This is a genomic window from Streptomyces sp. NPDC052236, assembly GCF_044548015.1.
Classification (GTDB): domain Bacteria; phylum Actinomycetota; class Actinomycetes; order Streptomycetales; family Streptomycetaceae; genus Streptomyces.
In genome coordinates, this window is sequence record NZ_JBIUBL010000005.1 from 1 (window position 1) to 19780 (window position 19780).

Sequence of the window (19780 nt, forward strand, 5' to 3'; positions counted from 1 at the left end):
ATGCTCGAAAACGGTCATATTGCGGCCGATCTCACCCAGACCGCCCAGGGCGACAATCCTCAGCCCTCCCTTGGGTAGCGGAGGGGCGGCTTTCAATTCGGGATGCGGATGACTCATACCATGACGCTACCGGAGAGTTTTAGGTGCTCCCTACCTGGCCTCCCCGGCTGGTCGGCCAGTAGGCGCCGGGAGACGCGCAATTGCCGACCTACCCTGACGTCAGGGTAGGTTTATGGGCGGCAAAGATGCCGAGCGGGGGCGACGCGAGGTGGTGGAGCCGTGGGCGGAAAGCTGATGCGGATCGGCGAGGTGTCCGAGCGCACAGGACTGTCCCTGCGCACAATCCGGCACTATGAGCATGTCGGAGTGGTGGCTCCCAGCGAACGCAGCCTCGGCGGATTCCGGCTCTACACGGAAGCCGAGGTGCGCCGCCTGGCGCTGGTACGCAGGATGAAGCCGCTCGGCTTCTCCCTGGAGGACGTACGGGCGCTGCTGGATGTGCTGGACCAGCTGCCCGACACAGGCGGCCCACTGCCCGGGACCGATGATCAGGCGTACGAGGAATTGGTGGCGAAGTTGCGGAAGTACTGGGTGCGAGTCGATGCGCGGTGTGAGGACCTGCGCCGGGAGCTGGGGGCGGCGGAGGAGTTCGCCCGCTCGCTGCACGGGCATCTCGCCCAGCTGCTGGATGCGCCGGTCGCCGTCTCGAAGGCGGCCCGGTGATCGCGCCGGGCGGTGGGCGTGCGGCGAGTGAGGCGGGCCGAAGGCGTACGTTCGCGGTGATCAGCCACCCGGATGCGGGCAAGTCGACGCTGACCGAGGCCCTCGCGCTGCACGCGCAGGCGATCACCGAGGCGGGCGCGGTGCACGGCAAGTCCGGGCGGCGCGGGGTGGCCTCGGACTGGATGGAGATGGAGAAGGCCCGCGGCATCTCCGTTACGTCGGCGGTGCTGCAGTTCGCCTACCGCGACTGCGTACTCAACCTCCTGGACACCCCGGGGCACGCCGACTTCTCCGAGGACACTTACCGGGTGCTGGCGGCGGTGGACTGCGCGGTGATGCTCATAGACGCGGCCAAGGGTCTTGAGGAGCAGACCCGCAAGCTCTTCGACGTCTGCCGCCACCGCGGGATCCCGGTGATCACATTCATCAACAAGTGGGACCGCCCGGGGCGTGAGGCGCTGGAGCTGCTCGATGAGATCGAGCGGGAGTTCCGGCTCAAGCCCACTCCCGTCACCTGGCCCGTCGGCACCGCCGGCTATATGCGCGGCCTGGTCGACGCACGCGAGCCCGACCGGATGCTGCGCTTCACCCGGGTGCCCGGAGGGACACACGAGGCTGTCGAGGAGCCGATCCCGGTCGAGCAGGCAGCCGCCGAAGAAGGAACCGACTGGGAACAGGCCGCGGAAGAGCTCGCGCTCCTACAGGCGGAGGGGGCCGAATTCGACCGGCCCTCGTTCCTGGCGGGCACGTCCACGCCGGTCTTTTTCGGCTCCGCGATCTCCAACATCGGCGTACGGCTGCTGCTCGACGCCGTCGTCGACCTCGCCCCGCCCCCCGGCGCGCGCGAGCTGGAGGGCGGCGGCAGCCGCCCCGTCGACGCTCCCTTCTCCGGGCTGGTGTTCAAGGTCCAGGCGAACATGGACCCCGCGCACCGCGACCGGATCGCTTTTCTGCGGGTGTGCTCGGGTGTCTTCCAGCGGGGCGCGACCGTCACGCGCGCCGCTTCCGGCCGGTCGTTCTCGACCAAGTACGCGCACAGTGTCTTCGGCCAGGACCGCTCCATGGTGGAGACCGCCTACCCGGGTGATGTGGTCGGCCTGGTCAACGCGGCGGCCCTGCGCGTGGGCGACACGCTCTACGAGGGACTGCCCGCCCTGTTCCCGCCGCTGCCGACGTTCGCTCCCGAGCACTTCGCGGTCGTACGCCCGGTGGATTTCAGCCGCTCCAAGCAATTCCGGCGCGGCATTACGCAGTTGGACGAGGAGGGCGTGGTCCAGGTTCTGGTGTCCGATGTGCGCGGGGACCAGGCGCCCGTACTCGCGGCGGTGGGGCCCATGCAGTTCGATGTCGTCACCGCGCGTATGGAAGGCGAGTTCTCCGCCCCCGTACGGCTGGAGGCCCTGCCCTACCACCTGGCGCGGGCCACTGACGCGGCGGGCGCGGCGGCGCTCAACCGGTCCCGGCTGGTCAAGGGCGAGGCACTGACCCGTATCCGCGACAAGGCTCAGCTCGCACTCTTCACGGACCGCTGGCAGGCCAACTCCTTCGAGCGCGAGTTCCCCGACGCTCTCCTCGAACACCTCTTGGCGGCACACGAGTAGAGCCGGACCAGCCGGGCTGACACGGCAAGCGGCGCGCGCGCCGTTGTCAGTTCTCGGTGCCCAGCCTGCGGCGGAGTGTGGTGGCGAAGTCCTCGGCGGCCATGAGCTGGGCACGCAGGGTCTCGCAGCGGGCGTCGGCCACCTTGCGGTAGGAGTCCAGACGCTGGCGCAGCCGGTCCTTCTCCTCGTCGGCGGCGGGGTCGTCCGTCGCCGCGATGCGGTCGGTGATCTCCAGCAGGTCCCGCATCTCCTCCAGGGAGAAGTCCAGCGGCTTCATACGGCGGATGACCATCAGGCGCTCGACGTCGGCGTCGGTGTAGAGGCGGAAGCCGCCCTTGCTGCGGGCGGAGGGGGTGACGAGGCCGACTTCCTCGTAGTGCCGGATCGTGCGCAGCGACAGACCGGTCCGCTCGGCCACCTCACCGATCTGCATCTGCCGCTCTGTCATCGCCGCGCGTTCTCCTTCTGCGTTCGCTGTCCTTGGAACATGTGAAGTGCTCCAGACGCTGCCCTCACGTCAGGGTAGAGTCTTTGATGAGGGCGGCCACGCTGTTGAGGCGCGGCAGGGCAGCCTCGCCAGAGCGCGCGGCCCCGATTGGGCCCCCTCTCCACCCGCGGACTTCCGGGCAATGATGCCCGACCGGCAGCCACCGCGGCTGCCACTCCATCCGGCATGGCCCCCGTTGAGGCCGGGCCGCCAGGGATTCCGCGCCCTGTGTGGAGTGGAGTACGACGCGTGTGCATCCGGCAGGTGGATGTGTGCGCCCGAACAGAAACGGTCGCATGTCCACACCGCTGTCCGCAGGCCCCAAGCTGCGTGCCCGTTTGTCGAAGCACACAGGCAAGCCCGACTGGCTCGCCTCCCCGAAGGTCTTCCGTACGGAGGTGCTGGCCGGCCTGGTCGTGGCGCTGGCGCTGATCCCCGAGGCGATCTCGTTCTCGATCATCGCCGGGGTCGATCCGGCGATCGGCCTGTTCGCGTCGTTCACCATGGCCGTGGTGATCTCCGTCGTCGGCGGCCGCAAGGCGATGATCTCCGCCGCCACCGGGGCCATAGCGCTGGTCATCGCCCCGCTCAACAACGAGTACGGCCTCGGCCATCTGATCGCGGCCGTCATCCTCGGCGGCGTCATCCAGATCTCCCTGGGCGCGCTGGGCGTGGCCAAGCTGATGCGGTTCGTGCCGCGCAGCGTCATGGTGGGCTTCGTCAACGCCCTCGCCGTCCTGATCTTCATGGCCCAGGTGCCCGAGATACGCGACGTGCCCTGGGCCGTTTACCCGCTGATCGCCGGCGGCCTGGCGCTCATGGTGTTCTTCCCGAAGATCACCACCGTGGTCCCGGCCCCGCTGGTCTCGATCGTCATCCTGACCGCGATCACCGTCGCCGCGGGCATCGCGGTGCCCAACGTCGGCGACCGGGGCGACCTGCCCTCCTCGCTGCCGGTGCCGGGCCTGCCGGACGTGCCCTACACGCTGGAGACGCTGACCACCATCGCCCCCTACGCCTTCGCCTTCGCGCTGGTGGGGCTGATGGAATCGCTGATGACCGCCAAGCTGGTCGACGACATCACCGACACCCACTCCAACAAGACCCGCGAGTCCATCGGCCAGGGCATCGCCAACATCGTCACCGGCTTCTTCGGCGGCATGGGCGGCTGCGCCATGATCGGCCAGACCATGATCAACGTAAAGACATCCGGCGCCCGCACCCGGCTGTCCACGTTCCTCGCCGGTGCTTTCCTGATGGTCCTGTGCATCGTCTTCGGCCCGATCGTCTCCGACATCCCGATGGCAGCCCTGGTCGCCGTCATGATCCTGGTCTCGGTGGGCACCTTCGACTGGCACTCCATCCACCCCAGGACGCTCCAGCGCATGCCGCTCGGCGAGACCACGGTCATGGTCGTCACCGTCGCCGCGGTGGTCGCCACCCACAACCTCGCCATCGGCGTCGTTCTCGGCTCGATCACCGCCATGGTCATCTTCGCGAAGCGCGTCGCGCACATGGCCCAGGTCACCGGAGTGGTCGACCCGGACGGCAACCAGGTCGTCTACGCGGTCACCGGCGAGCTCTTCTTCGCCTCGTCCAACGACCTCGTCCACCAGTTCGACTACAAGGACGACCCGGACGACGTCGTGATCGACCTCACCGACGCGCACATCTGGGACGCCTCGTCGGTCGCCGCCCTGGACGCCATCGAGACCAAGTACAAGAAGCGCGGCAAGAAGGTCACCATCGTCGGCCTCAACAAGCCCAGCGCCGAAATGCACGACAAGCTCGCGGGACAGCTCACCGCCGACCACTGACAACCGGCCGGGTCCGCGCGGCGGGTTTCAGGACCTCACGGGATCGGCAGGGCGTAGGTCCGGTCGAAGTGCTGCGCGATGAGGTGCTCGGCGGTGTCGGTGGAGAGTTGCCAGGCGTTGACGCCGGTGTCCTGGCCGTCCGTGAAGTTCCACAGCAGCCTGCCCCGCTTGGCGTCGATCGCGTAGAAACCGTCCCTGTTCTCCAGGGCCGGGACGAAGACCGCGTGAGGGCACGCGGCCAGGGTGCCGTTGAGATCCAGCGGGGGAGTTCTGCAGAACCAGCTCCGGGAGCCGTCGGCGGCGTTGAAGGCCTGCACGCCGTACGGGGTCGTGGTGGTGCAGTAGATCGTGCTGCCCGCCGCGGCGATCGAGGCGAATCCGGCGTCTCCCGTCACCCGCCAGCGCAGTTGTCCGGACGCGGCGTCCACGGCGACGAGGTCACGGCCGACGGCGAACACGGTCGGGCCGAGCGCCACCGGGGCCGGCCGGGACCCGGGGCCGATCGGATGGCGCCAGGCAAAGCCCCCTCTGTCGGTGGTGGCGGCCGCGACGTTGTTCAGCCCGTCGATGAAGACCAAGCGGTCGCGCACGATGACGGGTTTCACGTCGAGCCCGCGATCCTCGGCATTGATGGGGATGACCTGTGCACGGCGCGTCCGGAGATCCGTACCGAGGACGACATCCGTCGAGGTGGCCCGCTGACCGGCTGCGCGTTCGAAGCGGCGGCCCAGGATGGAAACTGAGTTGTCCTTGATTTTGCCGAGCAGTGTGTCGAATTGGAAGTCGGCTCCGAAGTCCAGCGAGAACCGCTCGGTGCCTGTGGACGGGTCGACGCCGATCACGGTCGATCCGTTGCCAAGGGCGACCAGGGCATCTGAGACAAGGAACGCGGGGGTCGGGGACTGGCTGATGCCGCGATAGGTCCACTTGGGCCGGGTGCCGTCCTTGAGGTCGAGGCACACCAGATTGCCCGCCCTGGTCTTCACCAGCGCTGTTCCGGCGTTGAAGGCGGCCGGCGCGGGAAGGAGAGGGTCGCTGCGGTGGGTCCAGAACGGGGTGGGAGCTGGGCCGAGCGGTTTCGGCACCGCCGCGCCGGTTGCTTTCTCACCCAGGGAGGAGAGCAGCAGAGCGGCGCCACCGCCGACGGTGGCGACAGCGCCCAGCGACATGGCGGCCTTGAAAACCGTGCGCCGGGAAGGTACGGACCGGTCGGCGGCGCGCGCACGCCGCCCGCGGGAGGCGTGGCGGGTCGGGGGCGGCCCCTGAGGCACGGCGGTGTGCTCGGGTTCCGGCTCCGTGGGGAGAGTGACACTGTTCGGGCCGGTCCGTTCCTTGACACAGCCTTGGGCCGGTCGGCCGCGCGTGCCACCGCCAATGGCCATGGTGGCGGCCGGGATTCCCCCGCCCCCACTCCGGCCCCCGGCCGTGCTTTCGGCGCCCTCGGCCGCATACGGTCCCACCGGCAGTCGGGGGTCTCGGCGCACCCCGTCAGAAGCCAGGCCCTGTACGGAGATCAGCTCTTGCAGATCCATCAGATCCGCCGTGTGCCAGGCGATGGCGGCGGTCACGGATTCCGGCAGCCAACCCTCCCAGTTCATCTGGTCCGCGCCACTGGGCAGACACGTCGCCGACAACCAGTTCGGGGTGGGCCGCTCGTCGGGGGTCTTGTTGAGACAGAACCCGATGATCTTGTCCAGCGGGTCGGGCACCCCTGACAGATCCGGCCTGCCGTGCACCACCTGGTAAAGCAACGCGGCCGCCGAGGAGCCACTGAACGGTGAACGCCCGGTGGTGGCGAAGGCGAGCACCGAACCCAGACAGAAGACATCCGACGCCGGTCCCATCGGAGCACCGGTCGCGTGCTCGGGGCACATGTACAGGGGGGAGCCGAGGAGCACCCCCGACTGGGTGAGTTCGTAACCGTCGGTGGCCTGGACGATGCCGAAATCGATGACGCGCGGGCCGTTGGCCGACAGCAGCACATTGGTCGGTTTGAGGTCGCGGTGCACCAGCCCCGCCGAGTGCACGGCGATCAGCGCCTCGGCAAGGCCGGCGCCCAGCGCCAGCGCCGATTCCGCAGGCAGGGGTCCGTGGTTCATGACCGCGTCGGCCAGGGTCGGGCCGAGTATGTGCTCGGTGGCGAGCCACGGAACGGAGCCTTCCGGATCAGCGTCCACGACGGCCGCCGTGAAGACGCCGCCGACGGCTCGGGCCGCGTCCACCTCGCGGCGGAAGCGAATCCGGAAGTTCTTGTTCGCTGCCAGTTCCGGCCGGATGGCCTTGATGGCAACGGTGTCCCCCCGATGGTCCGTGCCCAGGAAGACCTGACCCATGCCCCCGGCCCCGAGCTTGGCGACAAGACGGTATGGACCCAGTTGCTCAGGATCCTCGGGATCCAGTGGCTCCATGTCCTCTGCCGCCTGTTCTCTTTGCGACGCGGTGCTGAACAGCCCACGTAAATGAAGGGAGATGGGGGCAGAGTATGGGCTGTTGTGACTGATGGGAAAGGAAACCGGAAGTGCCATGGCTCGGCTGTTGCCCTTGACACATGCTGGGTGTACCGCTCATGCGCCGTACGGGTGGTAAAGGACGGAATTCAGCCAGGGAGTCTCCCGCCGCGGCGCCCGGTGATCAGAATGCCGGCCGGGTCCGCGTACGTGTCGGGTAACTGCTCTCTCAGGACTGCGGGTCGAGCGAGCGCAGCAGATCCAGCAGCCCCTGCGCCGGTCGCAACCGGTCATCCGTAATGGGAGCCGGACGAGTGGCGGACATGCGAGAGCCCTGGGACACGGTCAACACCGGCCCGGTAACGGCCTTCGAGTCCCGCACGTGTACGGCTGCGGTACTGGCCGCCACCTCGACGCACTGACCGCCCTCCGCACCGGGACCTCCACCTGGACGAACTGGCTGCCGTCCTTCTTCGTGATCACCGTGAACGGGCGTGTGTCTTCCCCGCTTACAGATCGCCGGGATCGCAGGGACAGCCGCCGCTGATCGGCTGAAGGTGGTCAGCGAGGGAGGTTGCCGTGGTCGAGGCGCCGAATGAAGGCGGGCTTCCGGTAATGCTGTTCACGCAGGAGGTGCAGGCGGCTGCCGAACTCCTGGCTGAGTCCGGCGCGCGTGCTGATTTCGTGGAGGTCCTGGAGCAGCGCGACGGCCATGTCGTACTCGGCCGCCCTCTTGGCATCGATGAGGGATTCGACGCGCTGCCAGGCGGCTTCGCCCTGCTCGGCCAGAGAGGCCAGGCGCTGCTCTCGTACTGCGGCTTCTGCGCGTTCACGGCGGGCCGCTTCCTGGGCGGCCTGCCGCAGGGCGTGCTGTTTGCGGTTCTCGCGGCGTTTGTGGGCGGCGTCCAGAAGCAGCGCTGCCGAGCGTCGGCCCGGGAGGGTGGCCGGTGCCGGCGCGCCGAGCAGGCGGTGGAGCAGATCGGTGGACAGGTGGGGGTCCTGGCCGAGGGCGAGGCGTAGCAAGAAGGCGTTCTTGTCCTTCTCCGGCAGGGCGGCGACGAGTGGTGCCAGCTCGCGCTTCGTGCTCGGTGGCGGCTGGGCTGCTGCCGCGGCGCTTGCCTCGGCGGCCACGGCGAGCAGATCCGGGTCGACACGCAGGAAGTCGGCCAGTGCCCGCTGGGGTGCGGTGAGCTCGGCGAGGCCGGCCGGGACCGGGGGTTCCAGGACGCTCCGGAATTCCTCTTCGTCGTCGTCCTCACGTTCCCAGGCGGCGAGCGCGGAGAGCCAGGCCAGGTACAGGGCCCGTAGGTCCCCGCCGGTGAGTTCGGCGCGTACGCCGACGATGACGGCCAAGGCGTCCTCGGCGGTCTCGTCCCAGTCGCCGCCTTCGTCATCGCTGCGCAGATCGACGATCAGGTGGGTACCGGTGGTCCAGGCCTCGGTGTGTTCGTCGAGCAGGTACGGCTGCACGGTGCGCAGGTCGAGCAGCTTTTTGGGGAGCCGGAGCATCACTTGGTGGGTGCCCCAGTTGGTGACGTACAGGTGGGCGTCGTAGTACAGCTCGACCAGGCGCCGCGGGTCTCCGCGGAAGTTGCCCCACTGGTAGTCGTTGGTGAAGCTGGTCGCGGTGATCCGAGCCCGCGTGGACAGCGCCCGGACCTGCGCCTGCTGGGCGCTGTCCAGCGGGCGGTCCACGGCCACGAACTCGTAGTACTGGTACTCACTCACCCGGCGGACCCTACCGCCGCCGGCGCCGCGGGTGTCGTCATCGTCGAGACGGGACGGGGCGATGAGAGGGGGCCCGTGCCGCGTCGAGAAGGTGACGCAGGCGAAGGCCGTCCGGGGCCACAGCGGTGAGCAGTGTGCCGGAGCCGGCCAGTGGTGTCAGCGCGGCTTGGCCGTCTTCCGAGTCCTCCGAGGAGCCGCCGAGCAGTTGAGCCTCCGGAGGCGTGTCCTCGAAGGACGGGTCGACGATCAGGAGCTGGCCGACCGCCCGGTTCCCGGCGAGGACCGCCGGTCCGTCCCAGCCGGGTGCCCCCGGACCGTACTCGGCCTGTTGGTCGAGCAGCGTGCGCCCGCCGCGTCGCACCGTGAGGCGGGACATCACATGGCCCGGTGGCTCCCCCGTACGCCCCAGGATCTGTTCCTCGCGCAGTACGAGCCGTGCGGTGCGGGCGAGGTCCACGGTCCAGGTCTGGCGCAGATCGCTGCCCGCGGCGCTGATCAGGGGCTTGGGGAGCCAGTGGAGCTGTGCGTGCTCTCCTACGGTCAGCCGCACGTCATAGGTGGCGTGCTCGGACGTCGGGCCGCGAAGGGCGAGGGTCGCGGCGGCGGAGGTGATGTGCAGGGCCGCGCCCTGCTGGGCGGTGGCTTCGATGCGTAGCCGGTCGCCGCCGAGGGGCGCGCTCATGGCGCCGACGACGCACACCCGCGCTTCGCCTCCGCGTGAACGCAGCCGCCGCAGTTCGAAGGGCCCGTCGCCGTCGAGGACGGGCAGGGTGGTGGTGACGTCCTTGGCGACGGCGACGATACGGGCGGTGGCGTGGACGCTCATGCGGTCCAGGCGGCGAGCCGCGCGCGCACCCAGTCGGTGACCGGGCCGATTCCGTTCTCGTCCTTGAGGGAGGTGAGGGCTACGGGGAGTGGGCCGCGTTGTTCTTTGGCGTCGCGGGCCATGCGGCCGAGGTCGGAGCCGACGTAGGGGGCGAGGTCGGTCTTGTTGATGACGAGGAGGTCGGCGGTGGTGACGCCGGGGCCGCCCTTGCGGGGGATGTCGTCGCCGCCCGCGACGTCGATGATGAAGATCTGGGCGTCGACCAGGCCCTTGGAGAAGGTGGCGGTGAGGTTGTCGCCGCCGGACTCGACCAGGATCAGGTCGAGCGGGCCGACGTTTTCCTCCAGGTCCTCGACGGCTTCGAGGTTGGCGGAGATGTCGTCGCGGATCGCGGTGTGCGGGCAGGCGCCCGTCTCCACCGCGGCGATGCGCTCGGGGGGAAGTACGGCGTTACGGAGCAGGAACTCGGCGTCCTCGCGGGTGTAGATGTCGTTGGTGACCACGGCGATGGACAGCTGATCGCGCAGGGCCCGGCACAGGGCGGCGACGGTGGCCGTCTTGCCCGAGCCGACAGGCCCGCCGAGGCCGATGCGCAGGGCACGCCGGGCACCGTCGGGGCGCACGGCGTCGGCGCTGTGGGTGTGGCGTTCGGGGAACATCTCCCCGTGGTCGAGGTGCATACAGACTCCGGATCTTTCGCAGCGTGTGGTGGTCAGGAGGCGAAGAGGCGTACCGGCCAGGCGGCGTGCTGCTGCGCGGTGATGTCCAGCAGCGGCGCGGAAGCGGCCGGCAGCGCGTCGATGCCCTCCTCGGGGATACGTTCGGTGGCCGCGGCGGCTGCGGCGGCGGTCCGGTCGAGGTCGGGTGCGAGGCGGGCCAGGACCGCGGTGGCGTCGAAGGGGTCCAGGCTCAGCAGCCGGACCGCCGCCGCGGCCGGGCCGCTGACGGTTTCGTACGCCACCGCATACGCGGCATCCAGTGGCCCCAGCCCGGCCGACCGCGCGGCCAGGCCCAGTACCACCGGCTGGTGCACGCCCTGCGGCCGGGCCGCGGCCAGCGCGTCCAGCTCGGCCGACGGCCAGGTCGCGCGGGCCGCCCGCATCAGCTGCCGCCCCAGCCTGCGGGCAGTGGTACGGAGCGCCGGCGCCGGAGTGCGGGCGTCGGCGGCACCGTCGAGCGCCAGCGGATCACAGCCGGCGGTGGCCGCGGCGGCCAGCGCCGCCGCGACCAGGCCCGTGGTGTGCAGCCGCCCCCGGCAGAATTCCTCCAGCGAATCCGCGTCCTTGATGCGGCCCGCGGCCACGGCCGCTTCGGCGCCACCGGAGTGCGCGTGCCCTCCGGCGGGGAAGCGGCCATCAGCCAGGACCAACAGTGCGGCGCGGCTCATCAGCCCGGCCTCCTTCGATAGCTCAGAAGAGGAAGTACCGCTGGGCCATGGGCAGTTCGCTCGGATAGTTCCGCTCGACGACCTGGCCATCGACGCACGCCGTCACGTCCTCCACCTTCGCGCCCCCGACAATCACCTCGTAGGTGTCGGGATCGATGGTGACGTCGGGAGTGGCGTTGTTCTCCTTCATATGCTTCTTGAAGACGCCACGGGTGTTGCTGATGGGCTTGAACCGCTTGCCCAGCGCGAGCCGTTTGGCCAGCCCCTTCTTGATGGCCCGCTTGGTGACGAAGTTGAACGAGATGGAGCGGGGCGCCAGGCCCGTGGACCCCCATACGGCGCGGGGCAGGACAGGCTGCGGGGTGGTGATGGACGCGTTGGGGTCGCCCACCTGCGCGTACGCGATCTGCCCGCCCTTGATCACCCGGTGTGGCTTGACTCCGAAGAACTTCGGCTCCCACAGCACCAGGTCGGCCAGCTTTCCGGGCTCCACGGACCCGACCACATAGTCGATTCCGTGGGCGATGGCCGGGTTGACGGTGTACTTCGCGACGTACCGCCGGGCACGCTTGTTGTCGGCTCCCACCAGCTGTGCGTCCTCGGGCCTGCCGCACTCCGGCCAGTCGTCCTCCGGTTTGTCGCCCTCAAGGAAGCCCCGCCGGACCTTCATGACGTGCGCGGTCTGCCAGGTGCGCATGATCATCTCGCCGATGCGGCCCATGGCCTGGGCGTCGGAAGACATGATGGAGATGGCGCCCAGGTCGTGCAGGATGTCCTCTGCGGCCATTGTGGAGGGCCGGATGCGGGAGTCCGCGAAGGCCAGATCCTCCTTGATCTCCGGGTTGAGATGGTGGCAGATGATCACCATGTCGAGGTGCTCCTTGACCGTGTTGACGGTCAGGGGCCGGGTGGGATTGGTGGAGGCGGGCAGGACATTCGGCTCGCTGACCATCTTGATCATGTCGGGGGCATGACCGCCGCCCGCGCCCTCGACATGGAAGACGTGGATGGACTGCTTCTTGCCGATGGCGTCGATGGTGTCGGCGACGAAGCCCGCCTCGTTCAACGAGTCGGCGTGGAGCGCGGCCTGGACACCGGTCCGCCGGCAGACTTTCAGACACTTCTTGAGGACGGCGGGGGTGGCGCCCCAGTCCTCGTGGATCTTGAGGCCGATCGCGCCCGCGTCCACCTGGTCCTTCATGGATTTCATCGACATGGTGGCGCCCTTGCCGAGCAGCCCGATGTTGACCGGGAAGGAGTCCAGCGCCTCGAAGGTCCGGGCGAGGTGCCAGGAGCCGGGTGTGACGGTGGTGGCGGTGCTGCCGTCAGCCGGTCCCGTACCGCCGCCGATGAGCGTGGTCACGCCCGAGGCCAGCGCCTCACCCACCTGCTCGGGGCAGATGAAGTGGACGTGTGTGTCGACCCCGCCGGCGGTGAGGATCCTCCCGTTGCCCGAGATGACCTCGGTGTCAGGACCGACGACGAAATCCGTGGGGACCGGGCCGATGCCGTTGTGGCTGCCGGCCCCTTCGTGGATGGGGTTCATGGTCTCGTCGTTGTACGCCTTGCCGAGCGCGGCGATGTGGCCGTCGCGGATGGCGACATCGGCCTTGACGATGCCCCAGTGGTCCAGGATGACGGCACCGGTGATCACGGTGTCGGGGGGCTTGACGCCGTCGGCCGCAGCCGGGATGCGCGGCGCGGCGGACTGGCCCATCGATTCGCGGATCACCTTGCCGCCGCCGAAGACCATCTCGTTTCCGCTGCGCCCGGGGCCGCCCGCCCAGTCGTCCTCGATCCTGATCCGCAGATCTGTGTCGGCGAGGCGGATACGGTCACGGGTCGTCGGGCCGAACCGGTCCGCGTACTCGGGACGCGTCAGGGGGTCGGAGGGCTTGGGGACTTGGGCGGCTTCAGGGCGCCCGGGACGCTCGGCATGCTCAGCCATTGGCCTTGCCTCCGGCCTTCCCGAACCAGCCGTCGGTGTTGTCGAGTGAGCCGTTGATTTTGCGGGGCCGGCCCTTGACCTTGTTGCGCAGGCCGTGGACCACGCGCCTGCCCTCGATGGGGACGAGCTCGACCTCTTTGGAGATGTTGGGCTCGAAGCGTACGGAGCTGCCGGCCGGGATGTGCAGACGCTTGCCCCAGGCGGCGGCACGGTCGAACGTCAGCCCGGAGTTGGCCTCGGCGAAGTGGTAGTGGGAACCGACCTGGATGGGGCGGTCGCACGGATTGCAGACGGTCAGGGAGGTGACCTCACGCCCCTCGTTGAAGGGTACGAACTCGTCGCTCTTCTTCGCGGAGTAATCGATCTTCCCAGGGGAGACGAGCCTCTCGTCTTCGTCCTCGCCCGCCTCCGGGAAGGGATCGCGGATGCTGACAAGTTTCGTGCCGTCGGGGAATGTGGCCTCCGCCTGGATGTCCTTGATCATCTCGGGGACGCCTTCCATGACCTCCTCCCGGGACAGCAGCTTGCGCCCGGACGACATGAGCTCGGCGACGGTGCGGCCGTCCCGGGCCCCTTCAAGGACATGCACGGTCAACAGCGCCACCACCTCGGGGTAGTTGAGCCGCACTCCCCGTGCCCGGCGTTTCTCGGCGACGTCCGCCGCCAGATGGATCATCAGGCGCTCTTGCTCATGTGGAGTCAGATGCATAGGACCTCACCCTGTCCTCACCCTGTGTACGCCCTGCCCAGAGCTTCTGTCCTGGGCTCTGGTGCTGGGACCTGGCTTGTCGAGCATGGTCACGCGGGCAGAGCCGGAAACAACGCACGGCCAGACCAGGCTCGTATGAGTGAAGCCCCGAATGATTTACCGGATCGCGGCCAACTGCGACGGTACGTTTGCTTTGCGCTGACATGCGGCTGCAACTGCGTACGGTCGGCGTGCAGCCCAGACGGGTTGCCGTCCGGGGCGGCGATGACCTGCACGTTCATTCCGTGCTTGCGGTGCTTCTGCGAGTAGTACGGCTCGTCCGCGCGGATTCGGTCAGTGGGGATCGGGGTGCCGTCAACGATGACGTGGTCGACCTCACAGAGGCCGGTGAGGGCTTCGTGGAGGCCGGGCGCCCAGGAGGCCAGGATGTCCAAAGTCTCGTCGACGTACCGCCAGGCGGTGGCCCTTTGCGCAGGTGGACGAGAGTGGGCAGTGCCTGCTTGAAGCAACCGAGCTTGCGCCAGTGGGTGCTATGTGTCAGGCGGTGCTCGTACAGCAACCAGGAAACATGCTCGACGTCCCGTACGAGCTCGTCGAGCATGTCTCCTGGCTCATCTACGCTCGAAGGCGTGAAATCCGGTTGCCCTGACGGAAGTTGAGCTGCTTCAAGCAGGCCCTGCTCACTGCCGTCCAAGCGGATGTGTCCAGGTGATCAAGCTGCGTAGAGAACAGACGTGATCACCCACGGCCGCGGGCTTCCTGTGTCCAGGGCCCGACTCGCCCTGCTTTCACTATCTGTGACGGTGTGACAGGCCGACTGCAGCCAGACCCACTCAAGCTCCAAGACTCGCCATCGGGGCCCTCCGCACGGCCGGAGTGAAGAACATCACGGCCGGCCTACGCCGCAACGTCTGCAACCCCCGCCTCCCCCTCGCGCTCCTCGGCCTCGGATGAGCGCGAACCGGACATCACGCGACTACGTCGAAGCCCTGGCTCCAGGACCAGCGATGACAGGGACCACGGCTGCGGTGTCAGTCTGCTGAAGTATCCTTCCCGCCACCGCACACCGACTGTAAGGACCAAGAGAATTGACTGGCCTGTCTGCTTTCCCGCTGCCCTTTCATGCTTCCCGTTCCATATCGTTCGCGACACCCCGAACGCTGCGGGAACTTCAGATGATGCAGTGCAGCTCACACATTCGGGCGAAGCCGGGGTGGTTCGACAAGATAAACGATGCCGACATCGTCGTCAGGTGGACGCAAGAAGCGGTCGCCCAGGGCCTCACCGAAGCGCAGGTTCGCTACGTGCTTGCCGAACTCCTGCATTACGCCGCGCTGCGGGACGGACGAACCGGCGTCGAGGTGTCCGCCGTCGACGGGGTGTGGCAGTCGGACACACTGGTCGACGACAAGCTCAGATCCCGGCTGCGCGAGGCGGTTCGGGTTCTGGAACAGGTCCCCGACGCAGAACATGACTGGCATCCCGGATCCGACGGCCAGGTACTGGATCTGGTTCATCCCTCACTGTTCTGCCTGGTGAGAGAGGTGAGCGGTGCACCCGAGCGGGCTTGGCAGAACCCGACGGACCGCTACTCGAGGTACGAATTCTCGGAGAAATTCCAGTGGCTACCCACGGACGTCGACGTCAGTGACGACGGCGATGTCGCCTTCCGTTCGTACGTCAACAACGTCCACCCCGAGACTCATCGCGAACTAGCCTTTGTCCTGCCAGACTTGTTCGCGCACTTGCGCCCGCTGCTGGAGAATGTGCTCACCGATCTGCGCCATCCGCGGCCCCTGCGGATCGAGGCCGATCCTTACGGATGGTACGACTCGGAGCCGGAGTATCCGGACAAATCCTCCTACAGTGATGATGGGGCCCACGCAGAAGCCCTCCGTGCATGGGAAGAGGCCCAGGACGGCTGGTGGGAAAACCGCCGTCCGGCCATCCCGGATGCCCCGGCCTTCACCCCGCCCGAGTTGCCCGATGAATCCGCCCGAGTCGACCTGCGCGGCCGCCGTCTCCAGGTCATCGTCAAGCTCGCCACCATTCATCTCACCCCGGACAAGCCCGAGTACCCCGGAGGTTCCTGGCATGTCGAGGGGATGATGAACGAGCGGATCGTCTCGACCGCCATCTACTACTGGGACAGCGAGAACATCACCGAAAGCCGGCTGAGTTTCCGGGCGGCACTCGACGACCCGTCCTACGAACAGAACGACGACAACGGCCTGCGTGAGGTCTACGGCCTGGAGGACGAAGACGCACTGAACCAGATGCTGGGATCGACATCGACCCCAGCGGGCCGCTGCCTGGCGTTCCCGAACATCCTGCAACACCGCGTCGGCTCATTCCGCCTCACGGCCCCCACCCGCCCGGGATATCGCAAAATTCTCGCGTTCTTCCTGGTCGACCCGTCGGAAAAGATCGTCTCGACATCCGATGTGCCACCGCAACAACCATGGTCCGACACCTCGACCATGACGCTTGAACAGGCCAAGAACTACCGCGAACAACTCATGCAGGAACGCAAGTTCTTCGTCGACGAACACAACGAGCAGCTCTACGAACGAGAATTCTCCCTCTGCGAGCACTGAACCTTCTATCCTGAATACGTGCAGGTCAGGAGGGTGTGGACGGCCTGGACGATAGTGCCGATGCGGCGGGTGGAGCATCTGGCCCGCCGGAGCAGTCGCCAGGTTTTCAGCGAGCCCGCAGCCGGCGTGATCACGGTTGAACTCCTGGTAGTGCTCGTGCTGTTCGCGGTGGTCGTAGTAGGGGGTGCGAACGGTGGCGCCGGCTCCCTGATAGGCCCGGTCCGCGAGCACGAGGATCTGCCGGGTCAGGCACGCCTGGACGATGCCGTGGGCTCGTGCTGCGGTCAGGTCGGGGGTGAGCCCTGGTGGACGTAGCGCCAGGCGGTTGCCTCGGACACTCCGAATCCGGCGCCGACCTGCCGATATGTTTCGTTCTTACGCAGATGCGCCAGGGTGAGCAGGGCCTGCTTGAAGCAGCTCAACTTCCGCCAAAATGCCCGGAGTTCACGCCTTCGAGCGTAGATGAGCCAGAAGACATGCTCGACGAGCTCGTACGGGACGTCCAACAGGACCCCTCGGTCGCCGGTGTGATGGGTGAGATCACCACGCCAACGACGAAGGGCCCTGTCCTGTCACGACCTCCGCCCACCAGGCCATTTCACCCCTGTACCCCAGGATGAAAGAGGTTCAGTAAAGCGCCGTCAACGTTCTCGGGGGGCGTCGTGTCTGAGGGAGCGCTGCGCTGTCGGAGGCCCCCCAGGGGACGAACCTGCGCAGGTTCCGCCGGCCTTGGTCCACGAACAGCATCCCCGACGCGGCCGCCGTTCCGGTCAGCGTCCCGGTGGCCTGGCTCGGCCGTACCTCCACGGAGGATGCCCAGGACCCCACGCTGTCCCTCCCACGGCAGCTCCGCAATGCCCGAGCCGCCTTGCCACCCGGCTGGGTCATCGTCGCCCACTTCTACGACGTGGAGTCCGGCCGCAAGGAGCTGGACAACCGCGGCCGCTCGCTGGCGCACCGGCGGTTCAACATCCCCATCCCACGCGACGGCAGTATCTCCGATCTCCTTGAAGAGGCTCAGTGTCCTGACCGGCGCTTCGCGGCCGTCATCTGCGAGCCCATTGAGCGCGTCGCTCGCCGTACGTACTTCGGCACCAAGATCGAGTACGAGCTCGGAACAGGCTGGAGTCGCCCTGTGCGCCGCCGACGAGCCGATCGTCACCGGTCGCGGCGCCAAGCGCGCCACCCCGACCCTCACCCGACGCGTCAAGCAGGCCGTCTCCGAGTGGTACGTCCTACAGATGCTGGAGCTGTCCTGGGACGGCTTCGTCGAGCACACGCGACAGGGCTGGAACACCCGCAAGCCGCCGTACGGCTACCTGGCCGAGAAGGTCCCGCACCCGGTCCCGGCCCGGCGCGCCGAAGGTCGCACCAAGCACAGGCTCGTCCCCGACCCCGCCCGCTCTCCGGCCGTCACCGTCATCTTCCACCTCCGAGGACTGGACAAGCTCGGCTACGACGCCATCGCCGACCGCCTCAATCTCGACCTCGACCTGGCCGCATACCCGACCCCGGAACCGACCCGTCCCGACGCCGCCCTCGGCCGCTGGAGCGGATCCGCCGTACGCGAGATCCTCAGAAACCCGAAGTACACCGGTTAACAGGTATGGAACCGCCGTGCGACCAAGAAGGGTGGCCGTAACAACGACCCCAAGGACTGGGTGTGGTCGCCCCAGCCCACCCATGAACCGCTTGACACTCGAGAGCTTTTCGACGCGGTCTCTGTCATGTCCAAGAAGCGCCAGGGTTCGCGCACCACGCCCGGGAAGAACAGCCATCCGGATACGCAGCGCTCCTACAGCCTGCGGTCGTACGTCACCTGCGACCTGTGCGACCGCCGTATGTACGGCAAGAGCCGCCACGAGATCTCGTACTACGCGGCCAGCCGGACCCGAACGAGCACCACGACAGACCCTGGTTCGCCGCCCACCCCAAGAGCCTGTGGATCCGCGAGGAGACCTTGCTTGATTCCGTCTCGCGCTTCTTCGCCACCCGCGTCTTCGGCCCTGACCGCCGTACCCATCTCGCCGCGGCCCTCGAAACCGCGACGAACGCCGACGACTCGGCTGAGCGCACCGCCAGGGAACGCGACGCTCTCAAGCAGGCCGTCGCGGCCATCGAGCAACGCCAGAGCCGCCTCATCCGAGCCCTCGCCGAAGGCATGGGCGACTACGGGCTCGGTGAGGAAGCCGACCCGGAACACGAGCGGGCATTCCGTGATGGCATTCGCATGGAGCACGCAACTCTGGGCGGGCAGCGGAAGGCCCTGTCCGAGCAGCTGGCCCGCCTCCTGGCCCGGCTCGAAAATCCGGAGCCCGCGGCCAGGCGCGGCGACGCCGCCCTGCTCGACGCGCTCCCGGATCTGGACGTGGACCTCGCCCGCGTGCCCGAAGAGAAGCAGCGACAGCTCTAAGACGCCTTTGACCTGGAAGTCCGCTACAGCCGATCTCGCGAAGAACTCGCGCTACGGGTGACGATCCCGGGCCACATGGTTGACGAACTGACGCGCGTCACCCGTGGGCTGGACACAGGGAACAAAAAATCGGGTGCCCGTACCAAAGTACGTGCACCCGATCATGGCACCCAAGTTCAGAAACCGGGACATAATCCCCGATCTCATTCCCATGTTGTGGGTGCCCCCGGCAGGATTCGAACCTGCGCACACGGCTCCGGAGGCCGACGCTCTATCCCCTGAGCTACGGAGGCGTTTCGCCGCGCTCTTGCGGCGATGGATAGAACACTACCAGCTCCCACCGGGTCGCCAGGAACAGGTATTTCTGTGCCCCGCAGACCTCCCGCAGACCTCCCGAAGACCCCTCCCGCAGGGCTCCCGCAGCAGCTCAGCGGGGCAACCCCCACCACCGCCCCGCCCCACCCCACGCCCCCGCAGGTCAACGCCCACCCCCACCGGCTCCGCCTTCCGTGGCCCCGCGTCGCCCCCACAGGGTGGAAGTAGGCAAAACCCGGACGCAGCCCCACTTGCCGACCTACTCTCGAGTTGTGTCAGGCGCGTCCGGCCGAGTGCTCGTTGTCGACGACAACCGGGTGATTCGGCAGCTGATCAGGGTCAACCTCGAGCTGGAGGGCTTCGAGGTCGTGACCGCGGCCGATGGTGCCGAGTGTCTGGATGTCGTGCATCACGTCTGTCCCGATCTGATCACCCTGGACGTCGTCATGCCCCGCCTCGACGGGCTGCGTACCGCCGCCCGCCTGCGCGCCGATCCGCGGACCAGTCAGCTCCCCGTCGCGATCATCAGCGCCTGTACGCAGTACGAGGTGGAGAGCGGCCTCGCCGCCGGCGTCGACGCCTTCCTCGCCAAGCCCTTCGAGCCCGCCGAGCTGGTCCGCCTCGTACGGCGGCTGACCCACCGCGAAGGCCCGCCCGGCGCCATGCCGCCCGTCGAGGGCAGGCAAGGCAGGCAGGGCAGGCAGGGCAGGCAGGGCGCCGGGCGGGCCGAAAGCGCGCGGGGCTGACCGCATTGCGAAACCGGTTCGCTAAGGGCCCCCCTC

The 19780-nt window shown here is 68.1% G+C and carries 15 protein-coding genes, 1 tRNA gene and 3 pseudogenes; 7 read left to right on the plus strand and 12 right to left on the minus strand.

What is annotated here, in order from left to right; translation table 11 throughout:
- Positions 1-279 precede the first annotated feature (279 nt).
- Entirely contained in the window at positions 280-723 is a 444-nt protein-coding gene (locus ACIHCQ_RS10520; RefSeq protein WP_399660068.1) for a MerR family transcriptional regulator, read from the plus strand.
- Positions 720-2324 carry a peptide chain release factor 3 gene (locus ACIHCQ_RS10525; protein ID WP_399660070.1) on the plus strand — a complete coding sequence of 535 codons (1605 nt, stop codon included), beginning with the start codon at positions 720-722 and terminating at the stop codon, positions 2322-2324. The genes ACIHCQ_RS10520 and ACIHCQ_RS10525 overlap by 4 nt, the downstream gene beginning before the upstream one ends.
- Before the next feature lie 46 nt (positions 2325-2370).
- Here the strand turns inward: ACIHCQ_RS10525 and ACIHCQ_RS10530 are convergent, their stop codons facing one another.
- Positions 2371-2772 carry a MerR family transcriptional regulator gene (locus ACIHCQ_RS10530; protein WP_399660072.1) on the minus strand — a complete coding sequence of 134 codons (402 nt, stop codon included), beginning with the start codon at positions 2770-2772 and terminating at the stop codon, positions 2371-2373.
- Between the two features lie 335 nt (positions 2773-3107).
- Between ACIHCQ_RS10530 and ACIHCQ_RS10535 the strand changes: the two genes are divergently transcribed.
- A complete protein-coding gene (locus tag ACIHCQ_RS10535; protein WP_399660075.1) occupies positions 3108-4628 on the plus strand; it encodes a SulP family inorganic anion transporter in 1521 nt (506 codons plus the stop codon).
- Between the two features lie 35 nt (positions 4629-4663).
- Here ACIHCQ_RS10535 and ACIHCQ_RS10540 read toward each other — a convergent pair whose 3' ends face one another.
- The 9 genes and pseudogenes from ACIHCQ_RS10540 to ACIHCQ_RS10580 all read right to left on the minus strand — a co-directional run.
- Positions 4664-7036, minus strand: a complete 2373-nt coding sequence (locus ACIHCQ_RS10540; RefSeq protein WP_399660078.1) for a PQQ-binding-like beta-propeller repeat protein — start codon at positions 7034-7036, stop codon at positions 4664-4666.
- 367 nt (positions 7037-7403) lie between these two features.
- Positions 7404-7511 (minus strand): annotated as a pseudogene (locus ACIHCQ_RS10545) (DUF397 domain-containing protein); the annotation flags it as partial.
- 125 nt (positions 7512-7636) lie between these two features.
- On the minus strand, positions 7637-8803 hold the full coding sequence (locus ACIHCQ_RS10550; protein WP_399660080.1) for a hypothetical protein: 1167 nt from the start codon (positions 8801-8803) through the stop codon (positions 7637-7639).
- Between the two features lie 37 nt (positions 8804-8840).
- Entirely contained in the window at positions 8841-9629 is a 789-nt protein-coding gene (locus tag ACIHCQ_RS10555; RefSeq protein WP_399660083.1) for an urease accessory protein UreD, read from the minus strand.
- The gene (ureG, locus tag ACIHCQ_RS10560; RefSeq protein ID WP_399660085.1) at positions 9626-10309 is read right to left on the minus strand and encodes an urease accessory protein UreG; all 684 of its coding nucleotides are present in this window, start codon (positions 10307-10309) and stop codon (positions 9626-9628) included. Before ureG ends, ACIHCQ_RS10555 begins: the two co-directional genes overlap by 4 nt.
- A 32-nt stretch (positions 10310-10341) precedes the next feature.
- Positions 10342-11016: an urease accessory protein UreF gene (locus ACIHCQ_RS10565; protein ID WP_399660087.1), complete on the minus strand. Its 675-nt coding sequence runs from the start codon at positions 11014-11016 to the stop codon at positions 10342-10344.
- Between the two features lie 22 nt (positions 11017-11038).
- A complete protein-coding gene (ureC, locus tag ACIHCQ_RS10570; protein ID WP_399660090.1) occupies positions 11039-12964 on the minus strand; it encodes an urease subunit alpha in 1926 nt (641 codons plus the stop codon).
- Entirely contained in the window at positions 12957-13673 is a 717-nt protein-coding gene (locus ACIHCQ_RS10575; RefSeq protein ID WP_399660093.1) for an urease subunit gamma, read from the minus strand. Before ACIHCQ_RS10575 ends, ureC begins: the two co-directional genes overlap by 8 nt.
- A 242-nt stretch (positions 13674-13915) precedes the next feature.
- Positions 13916-14274: pseudogene (locus ACIHCQ_RS10580) on the minus strand (IS5/IS1182 family transposase); the annotation flags it as partial.
- Positions 14275-14761: 487 nt separating this feature from the next.
- Here ACIHCQ_RS10580 and ACIHCQ_RS10585 point away from each other — a divergent pair.
- Positions 14762-16270, plus strand: coding sequence for a DUF4246 domain-containing protein (locus ACIHCQ_RS10585; RefSeq protein WP_399660096.1), 1509 nt, complete (start codon positions 14762-14764; stop codon positions 16268-16270).
- Positions 16271-16275: 5 nt separating this feature from the next.
- Here ACIHCQ_RS10585 and ACIHCQ_RS10590 read toward each other — a convergent pair.
- Positions 16276-16817: pseudogene (locus ACIHCQ_RS10590) on the minus strand (transposase family protein).
- A gap of 514 nt (positions 16818-17331) precedes the next feature.
- Between ACIHCQ_RS10590 and ACIHCQ_RS10595 the strand changes: the two are divergent.
- Both ACIHCQ_RS10595 and ACIHCQ_RS10600 read left to right on the plus strand, forming a co-directional pair.
- Positions 17332-17871: a recombinase family protein gene (locus ACIHCQ_RS10595; RefSeq protein ID WP_399660099.1), complete on the plus strand. Its 540-nt coding sequence runs from the start codon at positions 17332-17334 to the stop codon at positions 17869-17871.
- A 227-nt stretch (positions 17872-18098) separates the two neighbouring features.
- On the plus strand, positions 18099-18683 hold the full coding sequence (locus tag ACIHCQ_RS10600; protein WP_399660102.1) for a hypothetical protein: 585 nt from the start codon (positions 18099-18101) through the stop codon (positions 18681-18683).
- A gap of 221 nt (positions 18684-18904) precedes the next feature.
- Here the strand turns inward: ACIHCQ_RS10600 and ACIHCQ_RS10605 are convergent.
- Positions 18905-18976 (minus strand) — tRNA-Arg (locus ACIHCQ_RS10605).
- A gap of 240 nt (positions 18977-19216) precedes the next feature.
- Here ACIHCQ_RS10605 and ACIHCQ_RS10610 point away from each other — a divergent pair.
- Positions 19217-19744, plus strand: coding sequence for a response regulator (locus ACIHCQ_RS10610; RefSeq protein ID WP_399660105.1), 528 nt, complete (start codon positions 19217-19219; stop codon positions 19742-19744).
- Positions 19745-19780 lie beyond the last annotated feature (36 nt).

What these genes read in the sequence shown, in the direction of transcription:
- ACIHCQ_RS10530 (WP_399660072.1), bottom strand. Translation starts at nt 2,772, where the DNA reads ATGACAGAGCGGCAGATGCAGATCGGTGAGGTGGCCGAGCGGACCGGT.
- ACIHCQ_RS10535 (WP_399660075.1), top strand. Translation starts at nt 3,108, where the DNA reads ATGTCCACACCGCTGTCCGCAGGCCCCAAGCTGCGTGCCCGTTTGTCG.
- ACIHCQ_RS10540 (WP_399660078.1), bottom strand. Translation starts at nt 7,036, where the DNA reads ATGGAGCCACTGGATCCCGAGGATCCTGAGCAACTGGGTCCATACCGT.
- ACIHCQ_RS10555 (WP_399660083.1), bottom strand. Translation starts at nt 9,629, where the DNA reads ATGAGCGTCCACGCCACCGCCCGTATCGTCGCCGTCGCCAAGGACGTC.
- ureG (WP_399660085.1), bottom strand. Translation starts at nt 10,309, where the DNA reads ATGCACCTCGACCACGGGGAGATGTTCCCCGAACGCCACACCCACAGC.
- ACIHCQ_RS10565 (WP_399660087.1), bottom strand. Translation starts at nt 11,016, where the DNA reads ATGAGCCGCGCCGCACTGTTGGTCCTGGCTGATGGCCGCTTCCCCGCC.
- ureC (WP_399660090.1), bottom strand. Translation starts at nt 12,964, where the DNA reads ATGGCTGAGCATGCCGAGCGTCCCGGGCGCCCTGAAGCCGCCCAAGTC.
- ACIHCQ_RS10575 (WP_399660093.1), bottom strand. Translation starts at nt 13,673, where the DNA reads ATGCATCTGACTCCACATGAGCAAGAGCGCCTGATGATCCATCTGGCG.